Source organism: Fibrobacter sp. UWR4 (assembly GCF_003149045.1).
Classification (GTDB): domain Bacteria; phylum Fibrobacterota; class Fibrobacteria; order Fibrobacterales; family Fibrobacteraceae; genus Fibrobacter.
On sequence record NZ_QGDU01000033.1, the window covers coordinates 25,501 to 36,098 of the forward strand.

Annotated in this window: 23 protein-coding genes and 1 pseudogene; all 24 read right to left on the reverse strand. The window is 51.8% G+C overall.

Annotated features, from left to right (window positions below; genetic code table 11):
- Positions 1–13 precede the first annotated feature (13 nt).
- A complete protein-coding gene (infA, locus tag BGX12_RS12460) occupies positions 14–232 on the reverse strand; it encodes a translation initiation factor IF-1 (protein WP_014546098.1) in 219 nt (72 codons plus the stop codon).
- Positions 232–1,599, reverse strand: a complete 1,368-nt coding sequence (secY, locus tag BGX12_RS12465; RefSeq protein WP_109736379.1) for a preprotein translocase subunit SecY — start codon at positions 1,597–1,599, stop codon at positions 232–234. Before secY ends, infA begins: the two co-directional genes overlap by 1 nt.
- Positions 1,599–2,036 carry a 50S ribosomal protein L15 gene (rplO, locus tag BGX12_RS12470; RefSeq protein ID WP_073230978.1) on the reverse strand — a complete coding sequence of 146 codons (438 nt, stop codon included), beginning with the start codon at positions 2,034–2,036 and terminating at the stop codon, positions 1,599–1,601. The genes secY and rplO overlap by 1 nt, the downstream gene beginning before the upstream one ends.
- A 1-nt stretch (position 2,037) precedes the next feature.
- Positions 2,038–2,217 (reverse strand): 50S ribosomal protein L30, encoded by a 180-nt coding sequence (gene rpmD, locus BGX12_RS12475; protein ID WP_073230980.1) that lies wholly within the window; start codon positions 2,215–2,217, stop codon positions 2,038–2,040.
- Positions 2,218–2,228: 11 nt separating this feature from the next.
- Positions 2,229–2,711, reverse strand: a complete 483-nt coding sequence (gene rpsE / locus BGX12_RS12480; RefSeq protein ID WP_109736380.1) for a 30S ribosomal protein S5 — start codon at positions 2,709–2,711, stop codon at positions 2,229–2,231.
- 14 nt (positions 2,712–2,725) lie between these two features.
- On the reverse strand, positions 2,726–3,097 hold the full coding sequence (gene rplR / locus BGX12_RS12485) for a 50S ribosomal protein L18 (RefSeq protein WP_073230985.1): 372 nt from the start codon (positions 3,095–3,097) through the stop codon (positions 2,726–2,728).
- Between the two features lie 9 nt (positions 3,098–3,106).
- Positions 3,107–3,646, reverse strand: coding sequence for a 50S ribosomal protein L6 (rplF, locus tag BGX12_RS12490; RefSeq protein WP_109736381.1), 540 nt, complete (start codon positions 3,644–3,646; stop codon positions 3,107–3,109).
- Between the two features lie 2 nt (positions 3,647–3,648).
- Positions 3,649–4,044: a 30S ribosomal protein S8 gene (gene rpsH, locus BGX12_RS12495; RefSeq protein ID WP_109736382.1), complete on the reverse strand. Its 396-nt coding sequence runs from the start codon at positions 4,042–4,044 to the stop codon at positions 3,649–3,651.
- 13 nt (positions 4,045–4,057) lie between these two features.
- Positions 4,058–4,243 (reverse strand): type Z 30S ribosomal protein S14, encoded by a 186-nt coding sequence (locus tag BGX12_RS12500; RefSeq protein ID WP_072980638.1) that lies wholly within the window; start codon positions 4,241–4,243, stop codon positions 4,058–4,060.
- Positions 4,244–4,252: 9 nt separating this feature from the next.
- On the reverse strand, positions 4,253–4,792 hold the full coding sequence (gene rplE, locus BGX12_RS12505; RefSeq protein ID WP_109736383.1) for a 50S ribosomal protein L5: 540 nt from the start codon (positions 4,790–4,792) through the stop codon (positions 4,253–4,255).
- 2 nt (positions 4,793–4,794) lie between these two features.
- Positions 4,795–5,094 carry a 50S ribosomal protein L24 gene (rplX, locus tag BGX12_RS12510; protein ID WP_109736384.1) on the reverse strand — a complete coding sequence of 100 codons (300 nt, stop codon included), beginning with the start codon at positions 5,092–5,094 and terminating at the stop codon, positions 4,795–4,797.
- Positions 5,094–5,462 (reverse strand): 50S ribosomal protein L14, encoded by a 369-nt coding sequence (gene rplN, locus BGX12_RS12515; RefSeq protein WP_073159161.1) that lies wholly within the window; start codon positions 5,460–5,462, stop codon positions 5,094–5,096. Before rplN ends, rplX begins: the two co-directional genes overlap by 1 nt.
- 21 nt (positions 5,463–5,483) lie before the next feature.
- The gene (gene rpsQ, locus BGX12_RS12520; RefSeq protein ID WP_109736385.1) at positions 5,484–5,738 is read right to left on the reverse strand and encodes a 30S ribosomal protein S17; all 255 of its coding nucleotides are present in this window, start codon (positions 5,736–5,738) and stop codon (positions 5,484–5,486) included.
- A gap of 18 nt (positions 5,739–5,756) precedes the next feature.
- Positions 5,757–5,948 carry a 50S ribosomal protein L29 gene (gene rpmC, locus BGX12_RS12525; RefSeq protein ID WP_109736386.1) on the reverse strand — a complete coding sequence of 64 codons (192 nt, stop codon included), beginning with the start codon at positions 5,946–5,948 and terminating at the stop codon, positions 5,757–5,759.
- Entirely contained in the window at positions 5,948–6,361 is a 414-nt protein-coding gene (gene rplP, locus BGX12_RS12530; protein ID WP_073230998.1) for a 50S ribosomal protein L16, read from the reverse strand. The genes rpmC and rplP overlap by 1 nt, the downstream gene beginning before the upstream one ends.
- A gap of 3 nt (positions 6,362–6,364) precedes the next feature.
- Entirely contained in the window at positions 6,365–7,024 is a 660-nt protein-coding gene (gene rpsC, locus BGX12_RS12535; RefSeq protein ID WP_073231000.1) for a 30S ribosomal protein S3, read from the reverse strand.
- Positions 7,025–7,029: 5 nt separating this feature from the next.
- Positions 7,030–7,377: a 50S ribosomal protein L22 gene (gene rplV / locus BGX12_RS12540; protein WP_109736387.1), complete on the reverse strand. Its 348-nt coding sequence runs from the start codon at positions 7,375–7,377 to the stop codon at positions 7,030–7,032.
- Complete coding sequence (gene rpsS, locus BGX12_RS12545; protein ID WP_073231005.1) at positions 7,377–7,658, reverse strand: 30S ribosomal protein S19; 282 nt, start codon at positions 7,656–7,658, stop codon at positions 7,377–7,379. The genes rplV and rpsS overlap by 1 nt, the downstream gene beginning before the upstream one ends.
- A gap of 3 nt (positions 7,659–7,661) precedes the next feature.
- On the reverse strand, positions 7,662–8,489 hold the full coding sequence (gene rplB, locus BGX12_RS12550) for a 50S ribosomal protein L2 (RefSeq protein WP_109736388.1): 828 nt from the start codon (positions 8,487–8,489) through the stop codon (positions 7,662–7,664).
- 2 nt (positions 8,490–8,491) lie between these two features.
- Positions 8,492–8,797, reverse strand: a complete 306-nt coding sequence (gene rplW, locus BGX12_RS12555; protein ID WP_109736389.1) for a 50S ribosomal protein L23 — start codon at positions 8,795–8,797, stop codon at positions 8,492–8,494.
- Positions 8,797–9,420, reverse strand: a complete 624-nt coding sequence (rplD, locus tag BGX12_RS12560; RefSeq protein ID WP_109736390.1) for a 50S ribosomal protein L4 — start codon at positions 9,418–9,420, stop codon at positions 8,797–8,799. The genes rplW and rplD overlap by 1 nt, the downstream gene beginning before the upstream one ends.
- A complete protein-coding gene (gene rplC, locus BGX12_RS12565; protein ID WP_109736391.1) occupies positions 9,420–10,037 on the reverse strand; it encodes a 50S ribosomal protein L3 in 618 nt (205 codons plus the stop codon). The genes rplD and rplC overlap by 1 nt, the downstream gene beginning before the upstream one ends.
- Positions 10,038–10,042: 5 nt before the next feature.
- On the reverse strand, positions 10,043–10,351 hold the full coding sequence (rpsJ, locus tag BGX12_RS12570; protein ID WP_073057019.1) for a 30S ribosomal protein S10: 309 nt from the start codon (positions 10,349–10,351) through the stop codon (positions 10,043–10,045).
- 10 nt (positions 10,352–10,361) lie between these two features.
- Positions 10,362–10,598 (reverse strand): annotated as a pseudogene (tuf, locus tag BGX12_RS12575) (elongation factor Tu); the annotation flags it as partial.

Here is a 10,598-nt window from a genome sequence, read left to right on the forward strand (position 1 = left end):
TTGAAAATACCTATTACTTGTAACGGTATGTGATTCTTCCACGATTGAGGTCGTAGGGAGAAATCTCAACCAACACTTTGTCGTCGGGCAAAATTCGAATGAAATGCCGACGCATTTTTCCGGAAACATGAGCAAGGATTTCGTGACCATTTCCGAGCTGGACACGGAAGAAAGCGTTGGGGAGAGCTTCCAACACAACACCTTCTACTTGAATGCCTTCTTCTTTAGCCACTAACTTGCCATCCTGCCGCGAATACGGCCATGCTTCAGGAAACCTTCATAGTTCTTGGTATGCAGTTGAGCTTCGAGCTGGCGAAGAGTATCAAGAGCAACACCTACCACGATTAACACCGAGGTACCCCCAATATAGAAACTCATATCGAGAGAGTCTTTCAAATGAAGGGGCGCAACGGCAATAAATGCCAAATAAAGCGCACCAGTCAGAGAAATTCGGGTCAAAACATGGTCAATATACTCTGCAGTCTGCTTGCCCGGACGTACTCCCGGAATAAATCCACCAGACCTCTTCAGATTTTCAGCAATATCATTCGGGTTGTACTGAATTGCCGTGTAGAAGAAGGTGAAGAAAATAATCAGGAGAGCGAACACGACACTGTAAAGTGCGTGGCCAGGAATAAGCATGATTGCAAAGGACTGCATAGCAGAAACATTCGGGAACCAGGAGGCGATCATGGCCGGAATGAACATAATGCAGCTTGCAAAAATTACAGGGATCACATTAGCAGTATTCACCTTGAAGGGCAAATAACTGGCCTGACCACCCATAACCTTGCTTCCAACCGTCCTACGAGGACTTTGGAGCGGAATGCGACGGTTCGCCTGTTCCATGAAAACGATGAAGCCAATAATAGCGAGCACGATAGCGAGAATGATAGCCTCGTTAAACAGTGCATGGCCCTTAATGCCTTCCTTAAACATTTCCACTTCGGAAAGGACAGCCCTCGGGAGGCCGCCGACGATACCGGCGAAGATGATTAGAGAGATACCATTACCCACACCATGCGAAGTAATCTGTTCGCCCAGGTACATCACAAAGATCGTACCGGCAGTGAAGGTCAGGGTAGCTAACAAACGGAAACCAAGGATGCCGGACCCAGAGGTGAAGTCGTCCGCTAAGACGGACACGTTGGATGCGACAGCCGTGGAAACCTTAAGGCTGGATAGCCAAACTGAAATACCCCATCCCTGCAGCGCAGCCAAGGCAACGGTGAAGTAACGGGTGTACTGGTTCAGCTTAGCGCGCCCTTCCTGTCCTTCCTTCTGCAAGGCCTGGATCGCAGGAATAACGGAGCCCATCAACTGAATGATGATGCTCGCGCTAATGTAGGGCATGATACCCAGGGCAAATACAGTCGCCTTCGCGAAAGCACCACCCGTGAAGGAGTCGTACAAGCCGAACAAGTTGTTCGAATTACGGAAGTACTCAGCCAGAACAGCAGAGTTCACTCCGGGGATGGTGATGTGAGCACCAACGCGATAAATGATAAGAAAACCAAGCGTAAAAAGGAGCTTTTTACGCAGGTCTTCTATCTTGAAGGCATTGACGAACGCATCAATAGCTTTCTTGAGAGCTTCCATTAGATGATCTCGACTTTACCGCCAGCAGCTTCAATGGCAGCCTTTGCCTTTTCGCTGATAGCGTCTACCTTGACATTGATAGCCTTGTCAATGGTACCAAAAGCGAGGACCTTGACCGGCTGTTCGACGTTACGGATGAAGCCCTGATCGAACAGAGACTGAGCATCGAAGTCCACAACGCTGCAAGAAGCGAGCTTCTTGAGGTTCACGATCTGGAATTCGACACCAGCGTGCTTGAAACCACGCTTCGGGATACGACGGTGGATAGGCATCTGGCCGCCTTCAAAAGCGACGCGACCGGCCTTAGCACTCTTACGAGCACCTGCACCCTTCTGACCACGGCCAGCAGTGGTGCCCCAACCAGAACCCGGACCACGGCCGATACGCTTGCGCTTAACGACCTTGGCCTTGCCAGGATTGAGAGTATTGAGTTCCATCTTAGATCTCCTCGACCTTAACCATGTCAGCCACGGCGTTGATCATGCCCTGGATGCTGGGGGTCAAATTGTGTTCAACAGTCTGTCCGATCTTGCGGAGACCCAGAGCTGCAACGTTTGCACGATGCATCGGGAGGCGACGGACGATACCCTTGATCAAAGTAATACGAACTTTCTTCATTGTATTACCCCTTAGGCGTTAGCACCGCGCAGAACTGCGCAGTCCTGTTTATTCTTCTGGGAAACAAGGCCTTCAATGCAAGCGCTGACGACAGTGCTCGGATTGGAAGAACCGTGAATCTTGGTGAGGATGTTGCGCACACCGGCGAGTTCGAGAACTGCACGAGCAGCAGCACCAGCGATAACACCAGTACCCGGAGCAGCCGGCATCAGGAGGATGCGAGTTGCACCGCTCTTGACTTCGATGTCATGAGGAATGGTGCCGTCCAGGAGCTGGACTTCAACGATGTTGCGGTGAGCAGCTTCGGTACCCTTACGGATAGCTTCGGAAACTTCCTTAGCCTTGCCGAGGCCTACGCCGACCTTGCCGTTCTTGTTGCCGATGACAACGAGAGCGGAGAAGGACATACGACGACCACCCTTAACAGTCTTAGCGCAACGGTTGATGTGTACAACCTTGTCTTCAAATTCAGAAACTTGAGCTTCGCGTTCCAAAGTGTACCTCTCAATTAGAACTTCAAGCCGCCTTCACGAGCACCTTCTGCAAGGGCCTGAACGCGACCATGATAGATGTAACCGCCGCGGTCAAAGACCACGGATTCAATGCCCTTGGACTTTGCGACTTCAGCAATCAAGAGACCGAGCTGCTTGCTCTGTTCAGACTTCGTCATTTCACCAAACTTGCCCTGGAAATCCTTGGAAGTAGTGGAGAGCTGAGCGATAGACTTGTTGTTTGCGTCATCGATAATCTGGGCGACCATGTGAGACAAGGAACGGCGAACAGCCAAACGAGGGCATTCTGCAGTTCCGACGACAGACTTACGTACGCGAGCGTGGCGTGCGATTCTGGACTGGATTCTTTTCTTAGCAATTGCAGTCATAGTTTACCCTTATTTACCTGTCTTCTTACCCTGCTTGCGACGGACAATTTCGCCAGCGTACTTAATGCCCTTGCCCTTATACGGTTCAGGACGACGGTACTTGCGAATTTCTGCTGCAGCCTGGCCGACCTTCTGCTTGTCGATACCCTTGATGGAAATCTTCAGAGGATCAACAGCCTTCAGTTCAACGCCTTCCGGTGCCTGGTAGATAACCGGGTGAGAGAAACCGAGAACGAGGTTCAGGTCCTTACCCTTCTGTTCTACACGGTAGCCAACGCCAACGATTTCGAGAATTTTTTCGAAACCCTTGGTCACGCCTTCGACCATGTTGGCAACGAGAGCGCGAGTGGTGCCGTGGATAGCACGGGAGAACTTCTGATCGTCAGGACGGGTGAAGGACAGCTGGTTGTTTTCGAACTTGATGGTGATCAGTTCGTGAACGTCAGCTTCGAGCTTGCCGAGAGGACCTTCGACCTTGATGTTCTGACCATTGATGGCAACCTTTACGTTTGCCGGAACGTTGATAATAGCTTTACCGATACGGGACATCTTTACCAAACCTTTGCGATGACTTCGCCGCCCACATTTTCCTTGCGAGCTTCGTGGTCAGTCATGACGCCTTTAGAGGTGGAGATGATAGCAAAGCCGAGGCCGTTACGAACGCGAGGAAGCTTAGCAGAGTCAACGTAGTGACGAAGACCCGGCGTAGACACGCGCTGGATGCCCTGGATTGCAGATTCGCCATTGGTGTAGCGGAGGAGGACCTTCAGGATACCCTGCTTGCCATCTTCAACTACGACGAACTTCTTAATGAAACCTTTTTCCTGCAGCACGCGTGCGATTTCGCGCTTCAGGTTGCTGGCGGGAATGTCCACCACGGGGAGCTTTGCCGTAGAGGCATTGCGGATACGGGTGAGCATATCGGCGATAGGATCTGTCATTGCCATGAGTATACTCTCCTTACCAAGAAGACTTAGTGATACCGGGGATTTCGCCGGCGAGTGCCATTTCGCGGAAGCAAATACGGCAAAGGCCAAAGCGGCGCATAAAGGCGTGCGGCCTACCGCAACGCTTGCAACGGTTGTACCCACGAACGGTATACTTCGGAGTACGCTTGCATTTTTCAATCATTCTTTTGCTTGCCATGGTATTACCTTACTTACGGAAGGGGAGTCCAAGTTCTTCAAGCAGGGCACGGCCTTCGTCGTCGGTCTTTGCAGAGGTGACGAAAGAGATGTCCATACCGAAAGTGCGAGAGATCTTGTCGATATCGATTTCGACGAAGATGGTCTGTTCCTTAATGCCCAGGGTAAAGTTACCCATGCCATCGAAGCCACGACGTGCGAGACCACGGAAGTCACGAACACGGGGAAGGTCGATGTTGATAAAGCGGAACAGGAAGTCCCACATGTTATCGCCATGGAGGGTTACCTTAGCACCGATACCGATACCTTCACGAAGGTGGAAGTTAGCGATAGCCTTCTTAGCATTGGTAACGACAGCCTTCTGACCAGAGATAGCGGTCAGAGTGTCAGCAGCTTCGTCGAGAATCTTACGGTTCTGGGAAGCAGCGCCCACGCCCATGTTGATCACGATCTTCTGAAGGCGGGGAATTTCCATCACGTTCTTGTAAGCAAACTTCTGCTGCAAGGCCGGGACGACTTTTTCGAGATAAAATTGCTTCATCTGGTTCATAGTTATACCGCCTTACCGGTTTTGACGCTCACGCGAACAGCCTTCTTACCAGCTTCGCGAACGATGCGGGTACGAACGGGAGTGTTGCCTTCGAGAAGCATCACGTTGGAAATGTCGATCGGCAGTTCCTTTTCGATGATGCCACCAGTCTGGTTAGTCTGGCTCGGCTTTTCATGACGCTTGCAGACGTTAACGCCGCTAACGGTCACCTTGCCGCCCTTGACACTGATCACGGTGCCGGTCTTGCCCTTGTTGGCACCGGAAATCACCTTGACGTTATCATTCTTCTTGATGTTAGCCATTAGAGAACCTCAGGTGCGAGGGAGATGATCTTCATGTATTTCTTGTCGCGGAGCTCACGAGCCACCGGTCCAAAAATACGGGTTCCACGCGGTTCACCTTCCTTATTGATGAGAACCACTGCATTGTCGGAGAAACGGATAAGCGTTCCATCCGGACGTGCGATTTCCTTACGGGTGCGGACGACTACTGCGTCTGCCACGGAACCCTTCTTCACCTTGCTCTGGGGGATAGCGTCCTTAACGGCTACCTTGATGACATCACCGATGCTAGCATAGCGACGGTTTGTGCCACCCAAAACACGGATGCAGGCGACTTCCTTGGCACCACTGTTATCGGCCACGACGAGTCTGGTTTCTTCTTGAATCATATTCGCCTTACTCCAAAAAGATTATTTCTTCTTTTCCACAATGCGAACCAGGCGCCAGCGCTTGGTTGCAGAGAGGGGACGAGTTTCCATGATTTCTACCAGGTCGCCTTCTTCGGCTTCATTCTTTTCATCGTGAGCCTTGAGCTTCTTGGTAGTGGTCATGATTTTGTTGTACATCGGGTGACGCTTGCGGTTTTCAACCACAACCGTGATGGTCTTATCCATCTTGTCAGAGGAGACTACACCCTGCTTAACCTTACGAAGGTTTCTATCCATTTCCTGCTCCTGCCCGGCTTATGCCTTGGCCTTTTCGGTGAGGATGGTCTTGATACGGGCGATGTCCTTGCGGGTTGCCTGAATCAAAGAGGGTTTTTCCAAGCTACCGAGCTTTGCAGCCATACGGTAGTTGAACAGATCGAGATTCAACTGGGCCAGCTTTTCCTTGAGCTGGTCAACGCCCAGTTCCTTTAATTCACGTGCCTTCATTAGATCTCCGATTCTTCGATGATTTTGCACTTGAGGGGGAGCTTCTGAGCTGCCACATGGAGAGCTTCCAGTGCCAGTTCGCGTTCAACACCACCCATTTCGAAAATGATGCGACCCGGGAGGATGACGGCTGCCCAGAATTCGACAGCACCCTTACCCTTACCCATACGAGCTTCTGCAGGATGGCGGGTAATCGGCTTGTCGGGGAAGACGCGGATCCAAACGCGGCCACCGCGCTTGATCTTACGAGTCATGGCGATACGAGCAGCTTCAATCTGACGAGCAGTGAGCCAGCACTTTTCAAGAGCCTGAATGCCGAATTCGCCGAAGGCGATGGAGTTGCCGCGAGAGGCGACGCCCTTCATGCGGCCTTTCATCTGCTTACGATGTAATGTTCTTTTAGGACTCAGCATATATTACTTCTCTCTCTTGTTATCGGACATGACGTCCTTACCAATCTTTTCGCCGTGCATGATCCACACCTTGATACCGATAGCACCGTAAACGGTCTTAGCGATAGCAGTTGCGTAATCAATGTCTGCACGAAGAGTGTGCAGAGGCACGCGGCCTTCAGCATACTTTTCAACGCGAGCGATTTCAGCACCACCGAGACGGCCACCGCACTGAATCTTGATACCTTCCACACCAGCGCGCATAGCGTTCTGGATGGCGCGCTTCATAGCGCGACGGAAGGAAATACGCTTTTCGAGCTGACGAGCGATGTTTTCGGCAACGAGCTTGGAGTCGGCGTCGGGACGCTTGATTTCCTGGACGTTAATATAGATTTCTTTTCCGGTGAGGAACTGGAGTTCGCCCTTCAACTTCTCCAATTCTTCGCCCTTACGACCGATAACGATACCCGGGCGAGCGGTAAAGAGGTTAACATTCACCTTCTTGACGGTACGTTCGATGCCAACCTTGGACAGGGAAGCATGTTCGAAGCGCTTCATCAAGTAGCGACGGAGCACGATGTCTTCATAAAGAAGATCGGCAAACTTGTCTTCGGCATACCACTTGGATTCCCAGCCGCGGATAACGCCAAGACGAAGACCATTCGGATGAGTTTTCTGACCCATTGTAATTACTCCTTGTTGGCCACAACGACTGTGATGTGAGAGAGCGGCTTTTCGATACGGAAAGCACGGCCCTGAGAACGCGGATGGATGCGCTTCATGATGGTTGCACCGTCAGCAGTAATGGTCTTGATGACCAGTTCTTCGACAGCAACAGCACCGGCAGCCTTCTGCTTGAAGTTAGCAACAGCGGACTTCAGAGCATTTTCTACCAGGGGAGCGCCCTTGGTCTGCGTGTGGAGGATGGAAAGCATTGCGAATGCTTCTGCAACGGACTTACCGCGAACCAGGTCGACAACGCGACGCAGCTTGCGAACACCGTAGCGTACGTTTTTCACTTTAGCGACAGCTTGCATTATTTCTTGCCTCCAGCAGCTTCAGTCTTACGGTGGCCCTTGAAAGTACGGGTCAGGGAGAATTCACCGAGCTTGTGACCGACCATGTTTTCGGTTACATAGACAGGGATGAACTGCTTGCCGTTATAGACGGAGAAAGTGAGACCAACCATATCGGGGATGATGGTGGAACGACGAGACCAGGTCTTGATGGCCTGCTTCTTGTCGGAACCAGCCATTGCCTGAGCTTTGACGAGAACGTGGGAATCCACGAACGCACCTTTCTTAAGGGATCTGGACATGAATTAGGCCCTCTTCTGACGACGACGTACGATGAAACGATCGGTACGCTTATTGTTACGAGTTTTTGCACCCTTAGAGTTCTTGCCCCAAGGAGAGCAGGGATGACGACCACCAGAGGTACGACCTTCACCACCACCAAGCGGATGGTCAACCGGGTTCATAACGACACCGCGGACAGAAGGACGCTTACCGAGCCAGCGAGAACGGCCAGCAGAACCGGAAGATTCATTCATGTGATCGATATTGGAAACCTGACCAACGGTAGCGAGGCAGTCTTCCGGGATGTAGCGAACTTCGCCACTCGGGAGACGGACCTGACACAGCTTGCCATCCTTAGCAACCAGTTCTGCACCGGCACCAGCGGAACGAGCAATCTGGGCACCCTTGCCCGGCTTCATTTCGATGTTGTGGATAATGGTGTTCAGCGGAATTTCGCGGAGGGGAAGAGCGTTACCCAGGCGGAATGCGGCACCTTCACCAGCATTCAGCACATCGCCAACCTTGATGTCGGCCGGAGCGATGATGTAAGCGCGCTTGCCATCTTCGTACTTGACGAGAGCGATACGTGCGGAACGATTCGGATCGTATTCAACAGTTTCGACGGTGCAGGAAGCGGTGTTCTTGCGCTTGAAGTCGATGATACGATACAGTTTCTTGTGACCACCACCGCGACGGCGGGAGGTGATTTCACCGGCGTTGTTACGGCCAGAGCTGCGCTTGATACCTTCGGTAAGCGGCTTGTACGGCTTTTCAGCAGTGATTTCCTTGCGGTCACCAATCTGCTTGTAACGAAGCGTCGGGGTAAGCGGGCGATAAGACTTCAGACCCATGATTATACTCCTTCGAACTCAGCGATGGACTGACCGGCCTTCAAAGTGATGTAGGCCTTCTTCCAGTTGGACTTCTTGCCAGCAACCATGCCCATACGGACACGCTTCATCTTACCACGGTTGATCAAGGTATTGACGGAGTCAACAGAAACGTTGAAACGCTTTTCAATAGCTTCCTTGATTTCGGTCTTGGTGGCAGACTTGGCAACCTTGAACACGTACTTCTTTGCACCCTTAGAAGCAGCCATAACCTTGGCGGCATCTTCGGTGATGTGCGGAGCAACGAGAATTTCGTGAATTTCAGCCATTAGCGGCCTCCTTCAAGTTCTGCGAGAGCAGCCTGAGAGATAACAACGTTGTTTGCACGAACGATATCGTAGGTGTTGACGTCAGCAACGCGAGCGCAACGGCACCAAGGGATATTGTTGGAAGACAGGTAGAGGTTAGCGTCCTTGTCGCTCACGATGAAGAGAGCGTTACGCTGTTCCAGACCAGCCTTTGCGAGGACGGAAAGGAGATCCTTGGTCTTGGGAGCTGCGAAGCTGAGAGCTTCGAACACCATCACCTTGCCTTCTGCAGCCTTAGCGGACAGAGCAGAGTGGAAAGCGATCTTCTTGACCTTCTTGTTCACCTTTTCGAAGTAGTCATGAGACTTAGGACCGTGAGCCTTAGCACCACGAACCCAAACTGCAGAGGTGTTCTGACCAGAACGTGCACGACCAGTACCCTTCTGCTTCCAAGGCTTCTGACCACCACCGCTAACAGCGGACTTGTTCTTGGTCTGAGCAGTGCCCTGACGGTTGTTGTTCAGGATAGCCTTGATGTGCAAGTACATGCAAACCTTGTTGACTTCTTCCTCGAACATTGCCGGAAGCTGGATTTCATTCTTGTAGTCGCCAGTAGCGGCGAAGAGCTTTGCATTAGTAGCCATTAGTCTTTCCTCACCACGATAATGCTGTTCTTTGCACCGGGGACTGCGCCGCGGACGAAGATCAGGTTGCGGTCGCCATCAACCTTAACGACCTGGAGGTGCTTAACGGTAACCTTCTTGTTACCGAACTGGCCAGCCATGCGCTTACCCGGGAAAACACGACCCGGATAGGAGTTAGCGGAAGTACCACCCGGTTCACGCATATTGTGAGTACCGTGGGAACGAGGACCGCTGTGGAAGTTGTGGCGCTTGATGGTACCAGAGAAGCCGTGACCCTTGGAGATACCGGAAACGTTGACAACCTTAGCGTCAGCGAAATCGGCAGCACCGAATTCCTTGCCAACCGGCCAGGATTCGAGATCAGCGACATCAAATTCAGCGAGGTGTTCACGAACAGCAACGTCAGCCTTCTTAAAGTGGCCGATTTCTGCCTTATTGGCACGCTGTTCCTTCTTGAGACCAAAGCCGATCTGGACAGCAGTATAGCCGTCCTTCTCTTCTGTCTTGTGGGAAACAACCACGCACGGACCGGCTTCGAGAACCGTTACAGGAACGCATTCGCCCTGTTCCGTGAATACTTGGGTCATTCCCAATTTCTTTGCGAGAATACCGTTCATTGTTATTAAACCTTAATTTCGACTTCAACGCCTGCGGGCAAGTCAAGTTTCATGAGGGAATCTACAGTCTGCGGAGTAGCATCAAGGATGTCGATAAGACGCTTGTGCGTACGGGATTCGAACTGTTCACGAGAAGTCTTGTTAATATGCGGAGAGCGGAGCACCGTATACTTCTGGATCTTCGTCGGGAGAGGGATGGGGCCAGCAATGCGGGCACCAGTGTTCTTAGCTGTATTCACGATGTCTTGAGCAGAGCGGTCGATCATGCGATGATCAAAGCTCTTCAAGCGAATACGAATGCGTTCACCAGCCATTGTAAATTCCTTACTTGATGATTTCGGTTACAGAACCAGCACCAACGGTACGGCCACCTTCGCGGATTGCGAAGCGGAGCTGCTTTTCCATTGCGATCGGGGCAATGAGAGTGGTGTGGATGGTCACGGTGTCACCCGGGGTCACCATTTCGACACCTTCCGGCAGCTGGATGGTACCAGTAACGTCGGTGGTGCGGAAGTAGAACTGGGGACGATAGCCGTTCATGAACGGAGTATGGCGGCCACC